The organism is Syntrophaceae bacterium (assembly GCA_013177795.1).
Lineage (GTDB): Bacteria > Desulfobacterota > Syntrophia > Syntrophales > UBA2192 > UBA2192.
The window spans coordinates 282,264-301,852 of sequence record JABLXY010000003.1 but is presented as its reverse complement, the minus strand read 5'-3'; the positions used below and the strand labels follow the sequence as shown (position 1 = coordinate 301,852).

General features: G+C 67.0%; 12 protein-coding genes. 2 read left to right on the top strand and 10 right to left on the bottom strand.

Annotated elements, in window-relative coordinates:
• From HPY67_11300 to HPY67_11285, 4 genes are all read right to left on the bottom strand, one after another.
• Positions 1 to 1,161 (bottom strand): acyl-CoA dehydrogenase, encoded by a 1,161-nt coding sequence (locus HPY67_11300; protein ID NPV05306.1) that lies wholly within the window; start codon positions 1,159 to 1,161, stop codon positions 1 to 3.
• A gap of 101 nt (positions 1,162 to 1,262) precedes the next feature.
• A complete protein-coding gene (locus HPY67_11295; GenBank protein NPV05305.1) occupies positions 1,263 to 2,024 on the bottom strand; it encodes a ketoacid-CoA transferase in 762 nt (253 codons plus the stop codon).
• Between the two features lie 14 nt (positions 2,025 to 2,038).
• Complete coding sequence (locus HPY67_11290) at positions 2,039 to 3,016, bottom strand: CoA transferase subunit A (protein NPV05304.1); 978 nt, start codon at positions 3,014 to 3,016, stop codon at positions 2,039 to 2,041.
• A 461-nt stretch (positions 3,017 to 3,477) separates the two neighbouring features.
• The gene (locus HPY67_11285) at positions 3,478 to 4,908 is read right to left on the bottom strand and encodes a sigma 54-interacting transcriptional regulator (protein NPV05303.1); all 1,431 of its coding nucleotides are present in this window, start codon (positions 4,906 to 4,908) and stop codon (positions 3,478 to 3,480) included.
• 357 nt (positions 4,909 to 5,265) lie between these two features.
• Here HPY67_11285 and HPY67_11280 point away from each other — a divergent pair, with 357 nt between their 5' ends.
• The gene (locus tag HPY67_11280; protein ID NPV05302.1) at positions 5,266 to 6,108 is read left to right on the top strand and encodes an alpha/beta fold hydrolase; all 843 of its coding nucleotides are present in this window, start codon (positions 5,266 to 5,268) and stop codon (positions 6,106 to 6,108) included.
• 91 nt (positions 6,109 to 6,199) lie between these two features.
• On the opposite strand, the gene HPY67_11275 is transcribed toward HPY67_11280, so the two are convergent.
• The 5 genes from HPY67_11275 to HPY67_11255 all read right to left on the bottom strand — a co-directional run bounded on the left by HPY67_11275 (position 6,200) and on the right by HPY67_11255 (position 16,392).
• Positions 6,200 to 6,832, bottom strand: coding sequence for a hypothetical protein (locus tag HPY67_11275; protein NPV05301.1), 633 nt, complete (start codon positions 6,830 to 6,832; stop codon positions 6,200 to 6,202).
• A gap of 509 nt (positions 6,833 to 7,341) precedes the next feature.
• Positions 7,342 to 9,186 carry an exodeoxyribonuclease V subunit alpha gene (gene recD, locus HPY67_11270; protein ID NPV05300.1) on the bottom strand — a complete coding sequence of 615 codons (1,845 nt, stop codon included), beginning with the start codon at positions 9,184 to 9,186 and terminating at the stop codon, positions 7,342 to 7,344.
• Positions 9,183 to 12,779, bottom strand: coding sequence for an exodeoxyribonuclease V subunit beta (gene recB / locus HPY67_11265; protein NPV05299.1), 3,597 nt, complete (start codon positions 12,777 to 12,779; stop codon positions 9,183 to 9,185). The genes recD and recB overlap by 4 nt, the downstream gene beginning before the upstream one ends.
• Before the next feature lies 1 nt (position 12,780).
• Positions 12,781 to 16,008 carry an exodeoxyribonuclease V subunit gamma gene (gene recC, locus HPY67_11260; GenBank protein ID NPV05298.1) on the bottom strand — a complete coding sequence of 1,076 codons (3,228 nt, stop codon included), beginning with the start codon at positions 16,006 to 16,008 and terminating at the stop codon, positions 12,781 to 12,783.
• A gap of 114 nt (positions 16,009 to 16,122) precedes the next feature.
• Complete coding sequence (locus HPY67_11255) at positions 16,123 to 16,392, bottom strand: HU family DNA-binding protein (GenBank protein ID NPV05297.1); 270 nt, start codon at positions 16,390 to 16,392, stop codon at positions 16,123 to 16,125.
• Positions 16,393 to 17,061: 669 nt separating this feature from the next.
• Between HPY67_11255 and rmuC the strand changes: the two genes are divergently transcribed.
• On the top strand, positions 17,062 to 18,495 hold the full coding sequence (gene rmuC / locus HPY67_11250; protein ID NPV05296.1) for a DNA recombination protein RmuC: 1,434 nt from the start codon (positions 17,062 to 17,064) through the stop codon (positions 18,493 to 18,495).
• Positions 18,496 to 18,630: 135 nt separating this feature from the next.
• Here the strand turns inward: rmuC and HPY67_11245 are convergent, their stop codons facing one another.
• Positions 18,631 to 19,452, bottom strand: coding sequence for a kinase/pyrophosphorylase (locus tag HPY67_11245; protein NPV05295.1), 822 nt, complete (start codon positions 19,450 to 19,452; stop codon positions 18,631 to 18,633).
• Between the last annotated feature and the right edge of the window lie 137 nt (positions 19,453 to 19,589).

The following is a 19,589-nucleotide window of genomic DNA, read 5'->3' as shown; positions in this document are numbered from 1 at the left end:
TCAGCGGTTTGCTTTCCGGATGCCCAGCTGGTCCTGGGCCATGATGAACTTGCAGATGTTGGTCGAGCCCTCGACCATCGCGTAGGTCGGGGCGTCGCGGAAGATCCGCGCCACGGGGTACTCCGGCGAGTAGCCGTAGGCCCCCAGGATCTTCATCGCGTACTGCGAGCACTTGTAGCAGAGCTCCCCGGCCAGGTACTTCGCCATGGCCACCTCGACGTTGTTGTTGAGCTGCCCCTGGTCCTTCTGCCAGGCCGCCTTGTAGACGATGAGCCGCGTCGCCTCGATGTCGGCCATCATCTGCGCGATCATGTCCTGGTTCATCTGGAAGGTGCCGATCGGCTTGCCGAACTGCTCCCGCTCCATCGCGTACTTGGTCACGATGTCCAGGCAGGCCTGCGCCACCCCCACGCCGCCCGCCGCGGCCGAGAGCCGCGTCTGGCAGAGCGACCCGAAGACGATCTTCACGCCGTCGCCGGGCTTGCCGAGGATGTTCTCCTTGGGCACCTTCGTGTTCTCCAGCACGATCTCGCCCGTCGGCGAGCAGTGCGAGCCCATCTTCTCCAGGTCCGTCACCGTGATGCCGTTGAAGTTCTTGGGCTCCACGATGAAGGCCGAGAGCTGCCGCTTGCCGCCCTCGTTGGTGTAGGCGTAGAAGATGTTCACGTCGGCCACGTTGGCGTTGGAGATCCAGGTCTTCGTGCCGTTGAGGAGCCAGTGGTCGCCCTTGTCCTCGGCCGTGGACTTGATCGCCATGATGTCCGACCCGGCCTGGGGCTCCGTGATGCCGAAGGAGCCCAGGTAGTCGGCGTTGACCAGCTTCTCGATGTACTTCTTCTTCGCGGCCTCCGTGCCGTAGCGCAGAATCGTGAAGGCGCAGCCCAGCTCGTTCATGTTCACCTGCACGCGCAGGGCGCTCGAGGCCCGGGCGATCTCCTCGCTGATGATCATCGCCGCGAGCCACCCCATTTCGTTGCCGCCGTACTGCTCGGGGATCACGGTGCCGAAGAACCCCAGCTCGCCCATGGGCTTTACCGCCTCCTTGTAGGGGAAGTAGGACTTGCGGTCCCACTCCTCGGCAAAGGGCGCAATCTTCTCGGCGGCAAAGGAGCGCACCGTCTCCTGCAGCATCTTCAACTCTTCGGTCAGTTCAAAGTTCATGTCGTTTCTCCTCGCAAATGGTTATCGTTTCGACTTGACGTCGGTGTTTCCGTCACGCCGACCCTGCCGGCGGCGCCCCGACGGCCGGGCGGCGATCGTCATCACAGGATGATCCGCTGGGGGTCGACGACCTCCCGCAGGATCTTCAGCTCGCTCGCCGTGGGCGGTGCGGCCTCCTGCGCCTTCGAGACGTCGACGGAAAACTCCATGTTGTCCAGGATCTTCTGCGGCGTGATCCCGGGGTAGTAGTAGGCCAGGTACATCTCCTTGGTCTTTTCGTCGAAGCGCATCATGGCCAGGTTGGTCACGACGGCGCTGGGCCCGCCCGTCATGAGGCCCGCCCGCTCGCGGCCGCCGTTGCCGTCGAGGTAGCCGGGGCTCGTGAGATAGTCGACCTTCACGGGGAATTTCCTCTTTTCGTGCTGCATGAAGATGATGTAGCGGGGCACGAAGGAGGCCACGTCGCAGGCCCCGCCGCTCCCGGAGAAGCGTGTCTTGGGCCGGAAGTAGTCGCCGATGCTCGTGGAGTTCATGTTGCCGTACTTGTCGATCTGGGCGGCGCCCAGGATCCCGATGACCCGGTCGCCGGTGATCCGGTTCTGCATCGTCGCGAAGGCGTCGAGCAGCCCTCCGTTGGAGGCCGCAGCGTACATGACGCGGGGGTCCGCCACGGCCATGGGGATCTCCTCGAGGGCCGAGTCGATGGCGCCCGTCTCGAAGAAGATGATGCTCTCGGGGGCGTTCATGTGCTTGGCCGCCATGGCCGCCACCATGGAAATGCCCGTTCCGCAGAAGACGATGTCGCCGTTCCGGATCTCACGGGCGGCGATGATCGCCATGAGTTCCCTGAGTGTGTAGTCCATCGCGCTTGCCCTCCTTACTTTCTGTCCAGACCGGTGGCATACCCGGTCCGGGGGTCGGCCTTGATCTTCGCGAGCCGCTCCGCACCGACGAGCTCGAGCAGCCCCTGGTGGTCCTTGACCCCATAGACGAACTTGTCGAGGTAGGCCTTGAACGTCCCGTCGTCTTTCGCGGCCTTCGCGAAATCGGCAAGCTGCGTGGGGTCGTAGTCGTAGTATCGATGGCAGGCAGAGGGGTACGCCCCGTAGGGGACGTGCACGACGGCTGTGACGTGGATGAAGGGGATCTGGTTGTACTCGGGGTCCTTCCTCAGCTCGGCCGCATCGACGAGTTCCTCGCAGGTGACGATGACGTTTCGCGCCGCCTTGGCCTGGTCCACGTCACAGAACTGCAGGCCATGGATGCGGCATGTCCCCTGCCGGTCGGCCTTCTGGACGTGGAGGATCGTCACGTCGGGGTTGATGGCCGGCACGAGCACGACCTTTTGGCAATTGGCCCAGCCGCCGAAGGGGTTGTCCATGACGATGAGCTTGTCGTCGGGCAGCCTGGGGTCCTTTGCCCGCATCTCCTTGGAGAAGCCCCACTTGTTGACGATGTCCGTCCCGAGCGACGACCGCGTCGGCAGGAAGGGAACGCCCATGGCCCCGGCGTGGAACCGCAGGCTCATCTGGTAGTTGGAGTAATCCTCGTGAACCACCGTCCCTTTCTGGATCGCCTGCTTGAACCGGATGCAGGTGGGGGCCGCCCTCCCGTTTCCGCCGTAGGCGATCTCGATTTTGCCCACGCAGCCCCCGCCGACGAGCTCGTCGACGCCGGTGCCGTTGGAGTGGGCATAGACGTGGAGGTTCCTGATCCCCTGGCGGATGATCTCGTAAACCGCCGCCATGGGGTTGCGGTTGACGGTGAACCCGCCGATGGAGATGTGCGAGCCGTCCTTCACATAGGTCCTGACGGCCTCGGACAGGGACATGACTTTATCCGCTCTTACATCCATGGTGTCTCCCCCGAAAAACGGATTTCCATCTCTGCCTGACCTGTCAGCGCCCTTTCATGCCCGGCGGGCTCCTCTTGCCCGATCCGCCGAAGCATCGCGCGCCATTCCCGACTTCTTCCCGGATGGTCTCCCTCTAGGAGGACAGGTTTGTAACGCGATCGACCTATCGCAAGAGACGGACCAGTCCCGTGAGATCATACATATCGCTATGTATTCATTAGATTTTTTCAAATTTTGAGGCGGAGTTAACCAGGAGGGGTAAAGGGAGAAATGTAGAGTAGAAACTACACAATTATATTCTGCACGGTGGAACTTGCTTCAAAACCTGCGACAGGAATGGTTTTCAGGCATGTGTTCTTGAATATGTACATGTAGTGATTACGCGACAGATCTCCGGATTCCAAGATGATGTTTTAACGGGTCGGTAAAATATTTATTTGACGCATCGAACCGAGGGCCCGTCAGAGACTGAAATCGACCTCCCCCTCGGCATCCATCCCGTGCATCTTCATTTTCTGATAGAGCGAGGTCCGGTGGATGCCCAGCATTTTTGCGGCCTTCGCCTTGTTCCCCCCTGCCTTTCGAAGCGTCTCGAGGATGACCTGCCTCTCCGTCTCGGCGAGGATGAGGCGCAGGTTCCCCGCGCGGGGGGATCCCGATTGGTCCCGTGGGGTCCGCACGGCGCCTGCCGCCCCGCCGCGGATCCTGTCGGGGAGATCCTCGGGGCGGATGACGCGCTCCTTGGCGATGATCATGGCCCTCTCGATGACGTTGCGCAGCTCCCGCACGTTGCCCGGCCAGTCATAGTTCTTGAGTTCTTCCATGGCCTCGGGCGAGATCGCGGAGGCCCCCCAGCCCATTTCCTCGTTGAGCAGCCCGATGAGGTGGGCGGCAAGCAGGGGGATGTCCCCCCGGATATCCCTGAGGCTCGGTGCGTGTATGCTGAGGATGTTGATGCGGTAGAAGAGGTCCATCCGGAAATCCCCCTTTCGCACCATCTCCTGCAGGTCCCGGTTCGTGGCGGCGATGAGGCGGAAATCGGCCGGGATCGGCCTGGTCCCCCCCAGCCGGTCGACGGTGCGCTCCTGGAGCACCCTCAGGAGCTTCGCCTGCATAGGCCGGGGCATCTCGCCGATTTCGTCGAGCAGGATCGTGCCCCCGTTGGCAAGCTCGAACTTGCCCGGCTTTCCCTGGGAGCGGGCCCCGGTGAAGGCGCCGCCCTCGTAGCCGAACAGCTCGCTTTCGAAGAGCTCGCGCGGAATCGAGGCGCAGTTGACCCGGATGAAGGGGCCGGCGCACCGGGAGCTGTTCTGGTGGATGTAGTGGGCCACCACTTCCTTGCCCGTGCCGGATTCGCCCGTGATGAGGACCGATGCGTTGCTCTTGGCGGCCAGCAGGGCACTCTCCTTCATGCGCAGGATCGCCTCCGTGCCGCCGACGATTGTCGAGCCGCCCCGCATGTCGGTGACCCGCTGCTTGTAGTACTTGACCTGGTCGTTGAGGTGCTCGATCCGCTGCGACAGCTCGGCCACCTTGGAGACCTTGCTGAAGACCCCCTTGCCGACGGCCCCGAGGATCCTGCCCTGGAGATCCTTGAGGGGGATCCGCGAGATGACCTGCTGCTTGCCGGCGATGTAGAGCAGATCGGCTATCCGGGCCTTGCCGTGCTGGAGGATCTCGTGGAGATGCGTTTCCTTGATGACATCCTTGATGTGCCGGCCCACGGCCTCGTCGGGGTCGATGCCGATGAGGCGCTTGCTGAAGCGGCTCATGAAGCGGATGATCCCGTTGTTATCGATGACGATGGGGCACTCATAGGGATTATCGATCAGGGCGTAGATGAACTCGTCGCCCAGCGACTTCAGTTTCTCGATCTGCTTCTCTTTGGTCATGCTGCCTGCTGGAAAAAAAACGGGGCCATGTCGCATAGTGGAACGATGTCCCATCATTGACAGACCCGATGGCATTGTATACAAATCACGGGAAAAAACAACCGTTATTTTTGCACTTGGCACAAGCTCCGGGCACTTTCGGTGGGCTGTTCGTACCCGGTCGCCTGCCCTTCAATCAATGCCCGTCCCGCGGAACAGCGACATGTCGGCACGGGGCCGACAGACCCCGGTGATGGAAATCGATCCGGAAGGGCTCCGGCCTCTTCCGGAAGCTGTCTTCTTCCCACAGGGGATCGTGGGTGAATCGGTCATTGCCCGCCCGGGTCGTGAGGAACCAAATCGAGGAGGCACGGGGCGTTGTATCCCGACCGTTGCATCGACGTGAACGGCGCACGCACGCGCTTCCTGCACGCCGGCGAAGCCGGACCGCCGGTCGTGCTCATCCACGGCCTGGGCGCCTCGGCGGAGATCTGGTCGGCCAACATCGGTGCCCTGGCCGAAAGGCACCGGGTCTTCGTCCCCGACCTCCCCGGGTTCGGCCGGACGGCGATGCCCCCGGGGATGGGCTTCAGTCCTGCGGCGTATTCCCGTTTCATCCGGGATTTCATGACGGCCCTGGGAATCGGGCAGGCCGCGCTCGTCGGCCATTCCCTCGGCGGCGGCGTGGCGCTGCGCGTCATCCTCGATGAGCCGGGCCGAGTGGACCGGCTCGTCCTTGCAAGCAGCGCCGGCCTCGGGCAGGACATCAGCCTGCCGCTCCGCATCGCTTCGCTCCCGCTCGTCGACCGCCTGTTCGTCAAGCCGCCCCTGCCCGTCTTCACCCGCTTTCTGCACCGCCTGGTTCATGACCCCTCGGTGATCACACCCGGCTTTGCGCGGATGTGCTACGAGATGTTCTTCCGGCCGGGCGCGGTCCGGGCCTTCACGGGGATCCTGCGCGCCGTCGCCACGATCCGGGGTGCACGGCCCGGCATCCTGGAACCCATCCGCGAGGGTCTCGGCACGATCGCCGTGCCCACGCTCATTCTCTGGGGCCGCCAGGACCGGATCCTGCCCGTGGGCCAGGCCCTCGATGCGGCGGGCCGAATCCCCGGGGCGCGCCTGCACATCTTCGAGCGCTGCGGCCACATGCCGAACGTCGAGTACCCGGAGGCGTTCAACCGGCTGGTTCTGGATTTTCTCAACGGTGGGCGGGGCTGACGGTCGCGGCTCGAGGATAGAAAAGGACCGGGAACATGCATCCCCGGTCCTTTTCTCCGCCTTATCCTTCTTATGCCTTGCGCCGGATGCCCTATGCCTGTCTTGTTGCCATCCACGCCTCGAGCATCTTGAGATGCTTCTGGTTCTTCACGTCGAGGGCGCCCTGCGCGGCGAGGTTCGCAAGCTCGCCGTGGCGGCCGTTGTGTCCCGTGCAGCCTTCCAGGAGCTCCGATTCGAGATTCCCCGCATCGAGGCAGACCCCCGCCGCGAAGGACACCGAGGCCAGCCGGCCGAGGGAGCGGATGATCATGTCCCTGAGGACCTCGTTGCCGAACCCTCCCTCTCGCACGGCGATCCCCATCGCCTTCTCCACGAGATCCACCGTGTCCGCCATGGCGTCGTCGAGGGCGGTGAAGCTGGTCTTGACGTGCCGGAGCCAGACATGGAAGAGGTAGAACACGGCGTCGGGCTCGCTGTCGAAGCACAGCCATCCGCCCGCCGACTGCCGGTTCTCATCCGTCCCCGCCGCCGCTTCGATCCGCATGACGAAGCTGTCTCTCCGGAGACCCGCCTTTTCCACGCCGAAGCGCTTCAGCGAGGCCCGGACCACTTCGAGCACATGGTAGTCGGCGTTCCCCTTGAGCTTCTGGATGACCTCCAGCTCCATCTCGTCGGCGTGTTTCTTCCACTCCCGGTCTAGCCTGTTTTTCGTCTGCGCATCCATTGTGTCTGTCTCGCGTTTGGATTCGGATCCCCCGGTCCCCGCCCGGATCGGTGTCCCGACAAGAAGACCTTCCTGCAGAGGGTGAATGAGCATGATTCATGCCAACAAACAGCGGCTTGGCCGCAGGCTTCCGGCCGCCGGCTTCAGGCTTCAGGAATGGAGTGGCTTCCGAACTCTCAGGGGCCGTGGAGGAATGGCAGCGCGGAGGAAACGACAACCGGATCATTATAAGGAAGGGATTGCCGGAACGGGCCATTCGTGCCGTTTTGGCATCGCAGAAAATGTGACGCTGCGCCGGTTTTACGGACTGCGCCGGACACTCGCCGCGGGCTTTCCGTCAGGCCGGTCAAAATGTCCGGATGCCGGCCGCCCTCGTCCAGATGGAAGTTAGGAAGCTGTGAAGGTAAGAAGTTCGGATAAGCCGAGACCATGAAATCGGCCTCTAGCCTGTCCAAGCGTCTCAACTTCCCAATTTCTCAACTTCGAGATCTCAAAGGATGCGCTCCCGCTCACCGGCCTGATTCGGCCCAGAGCGCCTCTCTCAACCCCGAGGCCCGCTCGATGCGCCTCGACAGGGCCGCTGCGAGGGCCGCCTCGCCTGCCCAGAGATCGACGCGCTTGCGGGCCCGGGTCAGGCCCGTGTAGAGAAGCTCCCGCGTGAGCACCCGCGCATCGCCTTCGGGGAGAATGAGCAGCACGTGATCGAACTCCGAGCCCTGGCTCTTGTGCACCGTCATCGCAAAGACCGTCTCGTGCTCGGGCAGGCGGTAGGGCTCGAACTTTCGCATGGAGCCGTCGGGGGACGGGAAGAAGACGCGGATGGCCCCTCCCGCCTCGGGGTCGGCAAGCGCGATGCCGACGTCGCCGTTGAAAAGCCGCAGGCCGTAGTCGTTGCGGGTCACCATCACGGGCCGACCCTCGTACCAGGGGCGCCCCGGCCGCAGGCGCCCCGCGCGGGACAGGATCGCCGCCACGGCCCCGTTGAGTGCCTCCACGGAGAAGGGTCCCTCCCGGAGGGCACAGAGGATCCGGAACCGGTTGAACCGCTCGAAGATCTCCTCCGGCCTGCCCCCGGCGAGGTAATCCCCGTATCCGGCCAGCACCGGCCCGGCGAGGGACGCCGCGAGGTCGCGGGCCCCGGGAACAGGCCGGAAGCCCAGGTCGCCGCGGCCGCCGGCCCGCAGGATCGACAGGGCCTCGTCCCGGCGGCCCTCCCGGACAGCCCGGGAGAGCTCGCCGATCCCGCTTTCGGCCCCGAAGCGCCAGTTTCGCGTGAGCTCGACGATGCCGTCGCCGACGGGGGACCGGCCCTTGCCCCGCGGCAGCAGAGGCACCGTTTCTCCGCTCGCCTCGGCGATCCTCTCCGCGGCGGCCGCGGAATACAGCCGCCTGCGCTCCGGCCCGCAGATGTCCCCCAGGACGGCGCCGGCCTCGACCGAGGCCAGCTGGTCCCGGTCGCCCAGGAGGATCAGCCGCGCGTCGCCGGACAAAGCCGACGTCAGGGTATACAAAAGGTGCAGGGGGACCATCGATGCCTCGTCCACCACAACCGCATCGAAGGGCAGCGGCTCCTCCTCGTCCCGGCTGAACGGGGAGAGCCCGGGGCGGCGCCCGAGCAGGCGGTGCAGCGTGGAGGCATCCACGCCGGCGAGGCGCTCCCGGACGCCCGGCGCGCAGCAAAGCCTGCCGGCCGACTCGCGGATGGCCTCCTGCAGCCGGGCTGCCGCCTTGCCCGTCGGCGCGGCAAGGGCAATCCGCAGCGGCCGGTCCTTCGCCTGCTCCAGCAGCAGGGCCAGCACGGCCGCAGCGGTCGTCGTCTTTCCCGTCCCCGGGCCTCCCGTGATCACGCAGAACGGCTGCAGCACGGCCACGGCCGCCGCGACCCGCTGCCAGTCGGTCTCCCCGTCCCGGCCCGGGAAAAGCCGCAGGATGCCGTCCCGGAGCAGCCCGGCGTCGACTGCCGGGACCGGGCCCTCCGAGCGTCCCTGCAGGAAGCGGACAAGGCCCTGCTCGGCGTCCCAGTGCCGGTAAAGATACAGGCGGGTCCCGTGCAGGACGAGCGGGCGCCAGTTTCCGGGGGCGCCGACCACGGCGCTTCGGCGAAGCGCGGCAACCCACGGCTCCAGAGCGGGGCAGCGCGGCGCGCCCGGGGCATCCGCGGCCGGCCGGCCGGCGAGGCCGGCCAGATCGAGGCAGATGTTCCCCTCGGCCGAGGCGCGGCTCACGAGGGCGGCGGCAAGTTCGAGCGCCCCGTCCCGCGAGCCCGCAAGGCGCGCCATCAGCCGCGCAAAGCCCCTGTCGAGGCTGGAGATTGCGCCTTCCGCATGAAGGCTGTCGACGATCCCGGGGTTCATGATCCCCTGACCTCACGGGGCCTTGCCACGAGCCTCTCCGCGAGGGTCTCGACGAGCCGGCGTGCGGGGCGGTCCCGGAAGATGCCGCAGCCGGGGGCTCGCACGGGGTCCACGCCGCGCAGGAACACGTAGAAGGCCCCGCCGAAATGCCTGTCGTAGTCGTAATCCGGCAGACGGCCCTTCAGGTACTCGTGCAGGGCCACGGCGTAGAGGTGGTACTGGAGGACGTACAGGTCGTCCCGCATCACGGCCGCCAGGGCCTCCGCATCGTAGTCCTCGGGACGCATCCCGAGGTGGTTCGACTTCCAGTCGACGAGGTAGAACCGCCCGCCCTGTTCGAACACGAGGTCGATAAACCCCTTCATGTAACCCTCGACGGGCCGGAAGCGCAGCGAGCCGATCCGCTCCGGGATGTCGCCAGCGGCGCACCCGGCGCCGGCGAAGAGCGACCGGAGCCCCGCGGGGGTGAGCGGCCTGAGCGGAAACGTGAAGCCCAGCTCGTGCAGGCACCGGTCGCGCGCAAGGCCCGCGAGCCGGACGTCGCGGCCGGCGTCGAGGGGCGCCTCGACGACCCGGCCGACCATGTCGCACAGGGTGTCACACCATCGCGCTTCGTAGCCGTACTCGGCCAGCGAGGCCCGAACGATGCCTTCGAGGCTTTCGCGCCCGGCGTCGGCGAAGTCGAGCCGCTCAAGGATGGCGTGGAGGCATTTTCCCGCTCTCGCCCCCCGGGGAAAGGAGAAGATGTCCGCAGGGCCGGGCACCTCCGCGGCGGCCCGCGGGGCAGAACCCTCGTCGTGGTCGGGGCGCTCGGCAAGGACCTCGCCCGCCGCCGAGCCGCCCTCCGCGTCCTCGACGAGGGACGAGAAGCTGGCGATCTCGAAGGCCCGCGCCACCTCCCGGCTGCATTCGCGCGCGCCGAGGAGCCCCGCCCTGCCGGCAGCGGGCAAAATCACGGGGCCCGGCTCCTCGGGCATCCGGCTGACCTCGACGGCCCCGTCCGAGGCGGCGGCGATCGTCTCCAGCTCCCGCAGCAGGCCCTCCGCATCCATCCCGGCGATGCGGGCCGCCGTCTCGTCGACGGCGCACGAGGGGTCGCCGTCGGGCCCGTGGAGGATGTAGGCCGGCGCCGAGGTCTCCGACTTGCCCACGGGCCCCCAGACGAGATAGCAGCGGTTTCTCGCCCGCGTCAGGGAGACGTAGAGCAGCCGGACATTCTCGGCGAGCTGCTCCCGCTCGGCCGCCCGGCGCGCCTCGTTGCCCGCATCCTCCAGCGCGACGTTGAGCTGCCAGCCGTCCGCCTCGTCGTGGAAGTTGTAGACCTTCCCCACGCGGGAGGGACCCCAGTTGAAGGGACAGAAGACGACGGGGTACTCGAGCCCCTTGCTCTTGTGGATCGTGACGACCTTGACGGCGTCGGCGTCGCTTTCGAGCCGCAGCTGATGCTCCTCGAGCCTCGGCGTCTCCTCGTCCCGCTGTGTTGCCAGCCACTGGATGAGACCGCCCATGCCGGCGCGCCGCCGCATCTCCTCGCCGTGGAGCACCTCGGCCAGGTGCAGGACGTTGGTGAGGCGGCGCTCGCCGCCGGGCAGTGCAAGCAGCCGCGGTCGCACCCCCTCGGCCTGCATGAGATCGCGGAACATGCGGATGAACCCCTGGCGTTCCCAGGTATCGCGCCAGTCATGAAACCGGCGGACCCTTTCCTCCCAGGCCGCCGTGTCGGCCATGAGCCTGTCGATCGCGGCCCCGTCCAGCCCCATCAGGTCGGTGGCCAGCGCCGTGCGGACGGCCGCCTCGTCGCCGGGTTCCGCAACGGCCTGCAGCACCAGCTCCACCGCCCGGGCCTCGCCCGTGTCGAAGAGGTTGCCCGTGGTGTAGAGGACGCTGTGGACGCCGAGGCCGGTGAGGGCCTCCTGCACGAGGAGGGCCTCCTGGTTCGTGCGGACGAGAACGGCCACGTCGGCTTCCCGGAGAGGCCGATCCCCCAGGAGGGCCTCGCCGCGGCGGCCCGCCTCGATGAGCCGCGCGATCTCGGCCGCCACGGCGCGGCGGATCCGCTCCCGGGCCCGCTCGGCGGTGATCCGACCGCCTTCCCCGTCCGGGACCCAGAGCCGCAGGGGCGCCTCCTGCCGCCCGCCGACGGTCAGCGGGGACGCCTTGCGTCCCTCGGCAGCCCGGGCGGGCCCGAAGGGGACGGAGTCGTAGAGAAAGGGGTTCGCGGGCCGACCGAACAGGGTGTTGACGGCGCGGATCAGGCCCGGCTCCGAGCGCCAGTTCTCGGCCAGCGTGTAGCGCCTCTGCACGGTGGAGGCGGCGCGGATGTAGGCGAACAGGTCCGCGCCCCGGAAACTGTAGATCGCCTGCTTCGGGTCCCCGATCAGGAAGAGCACCGCGTCGCCCCGCCCAAAGACCGTCTCGAAGATGGCGAACTGCACGGGGTCCGTGTCCTGGAATTCGTCGACGAGCGCAGCCCGGTATTTCCTCCGGATCGCCCCGGCGAGGATGCCGGAGCCCTCCGCGCTGAGCGCCTCCCGCAGATCCGCGAGCAGGTCGTCGTAGGACCGGAGGTTTCGCCGCCTCTTTCGGACGGCAAGCTCCCGCCGCACGTAGCGGAACAGCTCGGCGCGCAGGAACCGGACATGCATCTCCATCTCGGCGCAGACGGCCCCCGCCAGGCTCTGGAAATCGCCGAAGCGCTCGAAGAACGGGTGGGCCGGGGCCCGGCAATTCTTCTTCACGGCCCCCGCCAGGGTCTCGGGGCTGAACTTCACCAGGTCCTCCGACAGGGGCAGGGCCGCCCAGGGGCGCGCCAGGAAGGCGTCCATGGCCTCGAGGTATCGCTTCGGCTTGCCGTACTTCGTCCGGTTCAGGGCCTCGTCCCGCAGGGCCCTCTCCACGCCGGCCCGGCTTGCCGGCCAGGAACTCCGAAGGCCGGCAAAGGCCTCCCGCAGCGCCTCGAGGCCCGCCAGGGCCGCGGGGGGAGCCTCGGGGAGGATCCGCGCATCGTGGCGGAAGGGCGCCGCGCGGAGCAGGGCGAGCAGTGACGCCGGCCCGCTGAAGCGTTCCCGGGCGTAGAGGACGAATTCGGGGGGCGCCTCGTAGAAGTGCCGCCTCCAGAAATCGCGGACGATCTCCTCCCGAAGCATGCGCTCGTCGGGCAGCAGCTCCGTGTCGAAGGGGCTGCCGCTCTCGAAGGCGTTCTCGTCGAGCATCCGGCGGCAGAAGGAGTGGATCGTGCAGATGGGGGCCTCGTCGAACCCCCGCAGCGCTTCGCGCAGCCTGCCGCGCGCATCCTCCCGGTCGGCCAGACCGTCCGTGAAATCGGCGAGGAACCGCTCCTCCGTGGCCTTCCCGGCCATCACGTCGAGGGCCTCCCGGATCATGGTCCGGATGCGGCCGCGCAGCTCCTCCGTGGCGGCCACCGTGTAGGTGACGACGAGGATGTCGGAGGGCGCCATGCGCTTCTCGACGATCAGCCGCACAAACAGGCCGGCGATGGCATAGGTCTTCCCCGTGCCGGCGCTTGCCTCGATGAGGTTCCTGCCGTCGAGCGGGCTTTTCAGCAGGTCGAAGGGGGGATCGGCGGCGGGCATCTCAGCGCACCTCCACGGCCTGTCCGAGCAGGGGCCCCAGGACCGCAACGGCAAGCTCCCGGAACTCCCCGCCCAGCGGGTCCGGCCCGTCGAAGCAAAAGGAAAAATAGGGGTCCTTCCGTTCCGCGTACCCCCGTTCCGGCGCCCACACCCGGCCGGCGGCCTTGAGCGCGTCCGCTTCGCCCTTTCCCTTCTGGAGGCGCCCGACATAGGCCCGGGCCGTCTCGGGGAAGAACGGCAGGGGCGCCGTCAGGCCCCTCCAGTAAATCTCCAGCAGCTGCAGCAGCAGGCGTTCCCCTTCCGCGACAGGCCCGAGGAGCCAGCCCGTGTCCCGGCCCATGACGACGCAGCGCCCGGGGTAACGGTCGCCCGCCCCGGCGCCGAGGGCAAGGTGCTGAATCCAGGCGCGCAGCAGGTCCTTCGCCCTGACGTCCGCATAGCGGTAGTGGACAAGGCCCGCCGGCAGGCCGAGCTGCAGCCTCCCCGTGAGCCGGAACGGCCCCATCGTCCGGTCGAGGTCGATCGCGCCCAGGGGCTCGCCCTGCAGGTGCGGCCTCAGCCGGGCCGCGAAGGCCCGGACCCCCTCGCAGAGCTCGTGGAACCAGCACTCCCCCGGCGTGCCCGGCGGGAGGGTCCCCAGCGCCCTCGCGGCGGGCAGCAGCGGCCCCGCCTCGAGTCCCGCTATGCAGCGGGCCGCGAGCCGCCCGCCCAGCTCGTAGCGCTCGAGTCCCTCGATGCTCATGGGCTCCACGTCGGCGAGCCTCGCCCCCTCTTCGTCGAGACGGAGCCCCAGCCTGCGCGTCAGCAGGTATCGGGCCGGGTTGGCAAAGAACCGGGCGAGGGCATGGACGTCGACGGTCCTCCACTCGGGGGGCGGCTCGGGCAGGGGCGAGGCAATGAAGGGCCGCTTCCGGCCCGGGCCGGCGGCGGCTGCAGCCGCCGCGGCGGCGGCGTTCTCGGCGGAGTAGCTGTAGAGCGCCCCGCCCCGGAAATATTCGGGGCTGAAGGCCTGCAGGCGGTGCCGCACGGTGATCGCGTCGCGGATGTCCGCTACGCCGGGCATCTCGAAGCCCTGCGCGATGTAGTCGAGCAGCTCGCTCACGACGACCGACGGCGGCCGTGCGCTGTTGTCCTGGATGCTCTGCCCGGTGTAGCTGATGTAGAGGGTCTCCCGGGCCGACAGGAGGGCCTCGAGGAACAGGTAGCGGTCATCGAGGCGGCGGGAACGGTCACCGGGCCTCGGGTGCTCCTTCATGAGGTCGAAGCCCGGCGCCGCGGCCTGCCGCGGGTAGGCCGCGTCGTCGAGCCCGATGAGGCAGACCACCCGGAAGGGGATGCTCCGCATGGGGAGCATGGCGCAGAACGTCACACCGCCCGTGATGAAGCCCGAGGCGAACCCGGCCTGCTGGAGCGCCTCCTCGAGGTGGGCCTTCAGGACCCCGGCGCAGAGCTTCCCGTCAAAACCGGACTGCTCCTGGCGCAGGGTCAAATCGGCCAGAGCCCGGCGCAGGGTCTGCACCTCGTCTTCCTCGCCGCCCTCGGGGAGGAAGAACCCGTCGAGGGCGGCGGCCAGGTGAGCGGCCCAACCGGAGAGGTCCCGGGGCTCGCGCAGTGACTCCGCGAAGGCGAAGAGCCGCTCCAGGTACGCCAGGAACGAGCCCAGGGTTGCCGCTTCGCCCTCGGCCACCCCCTCGTGGGGGAGGATGCCCATGAAGAGCTCGTCCTCCCTGGCCGGCAGGGCATAGCCGAGAAGCAGGCGGTCGATTCCCTGCTGCCAGGTGTTCTCCGCGAATTCGGGGAGCCCCTCCCGCCGGCGGCTCGACCCGTCGATCCCCCACCGGATGCCGGTGTCGCGGATCCACCGGTGGACGAGCGCCAGGTCGTCGGCACTCAGGGCGAAGCGCCGCCGCAGGGCGTCCGTCTCGAGGAAGGAGGCGACCTCCGTGGCGCCCATCCGGCTGCCCTCGAGATCGAGGAGCCGCAGGAAGGTGTCCGCCAGCGCGCTCCGGCTTCGGATGCCGCGGTCGGCGACGCTGAAGGGGACCCTGCGCCGGTCGTCGCGGGGCAGGGAGAAGACGGCCTCGATGAAGGGGGCGTAGGTCTCGATCTCGGGCGTCATGACGAGGATGTCGGCGGGCGTCAGCGACGGGTCGCGGTCGAGCAGCTCGAGGATCCGGTCCTGGAGGACCTCGACCTCGCGCATGGGGCTGTGGCACGAATGGACCCGGATCGAGTCGTCGCCGGGGGCGACGGGGGTCCTGTCGCCGTCCGCGCCCCGGTCGCGCAGGTTCAGGATATCGGACTGGATGCAGGCAAGCAGGCTCCCGCCGCCGGGCTCCTCCGAGACATCCGTCTCCTCGCAGCCCATGTCGTAGACCATCCGGAGGAAGTCGCGGCCCAAGGCCCCCATGGAGGCAAGCAGGCTGTTGCCCCTCTCCAGGTGGAGGGCCTCGTCGCCCGGGGCCGCCCCGAGCCGGTCGGCCAGCCTTCGCATCTCGCGGTCGGAGTAGATGAGGTACCAGTACTCCCGGCACGGGTTCATAACGAAGAGGTTGACATCGATCGTGCGGGCGACGGCCTCGAGGATGCGGAGGTGGAAGGGCGGCAGGGCCGAGATGCCGAAGACGCAGACCCGCGAGGGCAGCGCCTGCCCGGGCCCGGTCCGCTCCAGGCGGGCGAGGGCCTCCTTCCAGCGAGCCGCCCGGTGCGACCCCGGGGGGCTCCCGGCCGCAAGCAGCCGCCAGAGGGCCGCCTGCCAGTGACGATCCCGGCCTGACTCCCAGCCGATGACCATCTCGGGACGGTAGACGAGGTACTGGTCGAACAGGCGGGCGACGATGCGGCTGAGCTGATAGCGCTTGAACCCGCGGCCGTCGTCGGCGAGGTAGGCCCGCAGGGGCTCGAACCCCTCGCCGTCGAGACAGCGGGGCAGAAGGCCCATGACCCGCCAGGCCAGCACCTCCGGGTCAAACGCCGGGGATGCGGGCAGATCGGGGAGAACGCCGCGGAAGACGTCCTCGACGAAGTGGTTGGGAAACGGGAACCGGATGTTGGCGCAGATCCCGAGGCGCCGCGCCAGCTCCAGCGAGAGCCACCGCTCCATGCCGCGGCTCTGGACCAGGATGATCTCCGGGGCCATGGGCGAGGCCGGCGGAACGCGGAGGGTCTCCTCAAGCTTGCCGGCAAGGGCCTCGAGGCGGTTGCTGGTGTAGAGCTTCAGACCGGGCATGACACAGGTTTTACTCGATTCACCGCGCCAAGCTCAAACGAAAAGTGGGACGGCGTCCCGCAGGCATAAAAAAACCCCCGGTGTGGGGAGCACCGGGGGCCAGGGCAACTGTGTTTACCGGATGATGTCCTTGAGAGCCTTGCCGGCGGTGAACTTGGGTACCTTCTTCGCCTTGATCTTGATTTCCTTGCCGGTCTGGGGGTTGCGGCCGGTGCGGGCGGCGCGCTTGGAGACCGAGAAGGTGCCGAAGCCGACCAGCGTGACCTTGTCGCCCTTCTTCAGGGCATCCGAGACCGCCTTCAGGGTTGCGTTGATGGCCTTCTCCGCCGCGCTCTTGGAGCCAAGTGCCTTGGCTACCACTTCAACAAGCTGTCCCTTGTTCATGTAAAACGCTCCTCCTTAATTGTATTTAGTCAGGTTGCCTTGAATCCCTCGCGCTTTTTTCCCTTGTTCGGTGCTTTGATGACCATCCCCCTTTCGAAAGGAAATCAGCCACCGGATTCAAAATCGGCGGCAGTATAGCCCAGGAATCGCTCCTCGTCTAGCTTTTTTCGCATTTCCAGAAAAAATTTTCAGCTTGCTGGGGCAACGTTTCCGACGGCTCCGCCGAAAAATTGTACGGTCGAAGTGCAAGATACATGCCCCTTTCTGGCCCATCAAAGCCGCAAACCTGCTCCAGGAGAACTTTTCCGGCTTCTTCCCCTGGACCCGGCATCCGGTGGGCGTTTCGGCGCAAAGACTCTCGGAGTGCGGGTTTCGGGGTGTCCCATGACCGCAGACCGCGATCCGGCCGGCGGCTGACGGGCGGTGCGCGGCCGTGCGGGTTCGAGGGGCCGCCGCTGCGCCTGCGACGTTGACGCCCTTCGCCGGATTTCCGACAAGACCGCCCGCCGGCGAGCGGGGAGCTTCTCACGTCGAATCCTTTGCCATGTTGCGGGGATGGTGATAATAGACAGGCTTCAGGCAACAGGCTCCAGCAAAACGGACGGGTTCCGTTACCGATACCCCTGATGCCTCGTGCTTGATGCCCAATGCCTTTCTTGAGGAGGCCTCATGTCGATCGAGATCGTGGTCGTTTTCTTGACGGGGTTTGCGGCGGGCGGCCTGCTCCTGTGGGTCCTGACGCGGCTCGTTGCCCAGAGGGAATGCATGCGGCAGACCGACGAGATCCGGCAGAGCCTCGGCGGCCGGGTTTCCGAGATGGAGGGCCGCGCCCGCTACGCCGAGGGCCAGATGGACCAGCTGCGCCGCCAGCTCGAGACGTCGAAGAGCGAAATCGAGGGGTTGCGCAAGTCACTCGACGACGAGCGCATCCAGGCCGTGGAGGCCCAGGCGCGGCTGGACGAGGCCGCCCGCAGCATCGAGCGGCAGCGGGAGATCATCGAGCGGATGAAGACGGAGATGACCGACACCTTCCGGGCCCAGGCGTCGGCCGCCCTCGAGAGCAGCAACCGCAGCTTCCTGGAGCTGGCCGAGGAGAACCTCGGCAGGATCCTCGAGCAGACGAAGGGGAAGCTGGGCGAGCACCAGGCGGGGCTCGAGGGGACGATCCGGCCTCTCCAGGAGACGCTCAGGCGATACGAGGAGCAGCTGCGGGACCTGGAAAAGGCCCGCGCCGAGCAGTCCTGGAACCTGACCCAGCAGATCAGGGCCCTTGCCGAGATGAATGAGTCGCTGCAGCGGGAGACCTCGAGCCTCTCCACAGCGCTTCGCAAGCCGCAGGTGAGCGGCGCCTGGGGCCAGATGTCGCTGCGGCGCGCGGCGGAACTGGCCGGCATGGTGCCCTGGTGCGACTTCTATGAGCAGGTCACCGTGGACACCGAGTCGGGCAGGCTCCGGCCCGACATGATCGTCCGCCTGCCCAACGGGCGTGCGATCGTCATCGACGCCAAGGCCCCCGTGGACGCGTTTCTCACCGCCCTGCAGGCCGTCACCGAGGAGGAGCGCAAGAGGGCCTTTGCGGGGTACGTCGCCGCCGTGCGCGCCCACATGAACGCCCTGGGGTCCAAGGCCTACTGGGACCAGTTCGAGGAGTCGCCGGAGCTGGTTGTCATGTACCTGCCGGGCGAGACCTTTTTCAGCGCCGCCATCGAGAACGACCCGGGCCTCATCGAGGACGGCAGCCTCCGGAAGGTCATCCTCGCCACCCCCACGACGCTCATCGCGCTGCTGAAGGCCGTGGCCTACGGCTGGCAGCAGGAACAGGTGGCAACCGGGGCCCGGGAGATCAACCGCCTGGGCCGGGAGCTCTACGAGCGCTTCGCCGTCGTGGCGGACCACATCACGAGGGCGGGGGCAAGCCTCGCGAAGGCCGTCGAGGCCCACAACGAGGCCGTCCGCTCCATCGAGACGCGCCTCATGCCCTCCTTCCGCCGCTTCCGTGAACTGGGCGTCTCGACCAGCCGGGAACTGCCCGAGGCCATGGACGAGATCCGGGTGACGGCCCGCGAGCAGATCGCGGGAGTGGAGTCGGGCGAAAAGACCTGAAGTTAGGAAGTTATGAAGTTAAGAAGCTCGGAAAAGAGGAAACTGTGAGATTGGCTTTCAGCCTTTCCAAGCTTCACAACTTCACAACTTCTCAGCTTCCTCACTCAAGGGGATGCGCCTCCAGGCTCCCGTCCCTTAGAAGATCCGCCGCTGCAGCTTGTTCTTGTGCATCACGGTCGCGGCGATCTCCTCGATCGACATGGTGGTGATGTTGAGGTAGGGGATGTTCTTGGAGACGTAGAGGAACTCCGCCAGGGAGACCTCCTTCTGGCACTGCTCGAGCGACGAGTACCGCCCGGTCGGCCGGCGGGCGGACCGGATCTTCTGGAGCCTCTCGGGGTTGATCGTGAGGCCGTAGAGCCGGTCCCTGTAGGGCTGGAGAACGCCGGGAATCTTCCGGTACTCGATGAGCAGGTCCTCTTCGGTCAGCGGGTAGTTGGCCGCAAAAATCCCGTACTGCAGCCCCAGGTAGAGGCAGGTGGGCGTCTTGCCGGTGCGCGAGACGCCGACGAGGATCACGTCGGCCTTGTCGTAATTCTTGGTCGTGATCCCGTCATCGTTCGTCAGGGCGTAGTTGACGGCGTTGATCCGGATGTCGAGCTCGTCGCCTGCCGAGGGGTGGTGGGATCCCCCGCCGAGAGTCGGCTGGACGCGCAGCTCCTCCTCGAGGGTACCGATGAAGGCGTCGAACAGATCCACCACGGCGGCCTCGCAGGAAAGGATCAGCTTGCGGATCTGGGAGTTGACGATCGTGCTGAAGACGATGGGGCGAGAGCCCGTGTGCTCCCTCGCGTCGTTGATCTGCTCGAGGGCGTCCTGCGCCTTCCACATCGTGTCGATGAAGGGGAGCGTGACCTTCTGGAATTCGACGTCGTCGAACTGGATGAGAAGGCTGTGTCCGAAGGTTTCGGCGGTGATCGCCGTCCGGTCGGAGATGAAGAAAACGGCTCGCTTGATCGACATGGACTCAATTTCGCGGTGAGTCGGCCGTGGCGGCACGTGCCGCGCAGGCTCGACCCGCGACGGTGTCTTCATGTGTTCATTGTAAGCAAAACCCCTGTCATGTAAAGCCTTTTTTTCCGTCGTGCCCGGCG

What these genes read in the sequence shown, in the direction of transcription:
- HPY67_11300 (NPV05306.1), bottom strand. Translation starts at nt 1,161, where the DNA reads ATGAACTTTGAACTGACCGAAGAGTTGAAGATGCTGCAGGAGACGGTG.
- HPY67_11295 (NPV05305.1), bottom strand. Translation starts at nt 2,024, where the DNA reads ATGGACTACACACTCAGGGAACTCATGGCGATCATCGCCGCCCGTGAG.
- HPY67_11290 (NPV05304.1), bottom strand. Translation starts at nt 3,016, where the DNA reads ATGGATGTAAGAGCGGATAAAGTCATGTCCCTGTCCGAGGCCGTCAGG.
- HPY67_11285 (NPV05303.1), bottom strand. Translation starts at nt 4,908, where the DNA reads ATGACCAAAGAGAAGCAGATCGAGAAACTGAAGTCGCTGGGCGACGAG.
- HPY67_11275 (NPV05301.1), bottom strand. Translation starts at nt 6,832, where the DNA reads ATGGATGCGCAGACGAAAAACAGGCTAGACCGGGAGTGGAAGAAACAC.
- recD (NPV05300.1), bottom strand. Translation starts at nt 9,186, where the DNA reads ATGAACCCCGGGATCGTCGACAGCCTTCATGCGGAAGGCGCAATCTCC.
- recB (NPV05299.1), bottom strand. Translation starts at nt 12,779, where the DNA reads ATGCCCGCCGCCGATCCCCCCTTCGACCTGCTGAAAAGCCCGCTCGAC.
- recC (NPV05298.1), bottom strand. Translation starts at nt 16,008, where the DNA reads ATGCCCGGTCTGAAGCTCTACACCAGCAACCGCCTCGAGGCCCTTGCC.
- HPY67_11255 (NPV05297.1), bottom strand. Translation starts at nt 16,392, where the DNA reads ATGAACAAGGGACAGCTTGTTGAAGTGGTAGCCAAGGCACTTGGCTCC.
- rmuC (NPV05296.1), top strand. Translation starts at nt 17,062, where the DNA reads ATGTCGATCGAGATCGTGGTCGTTTTCTTGACGGGGTTTGCGGCGGGC.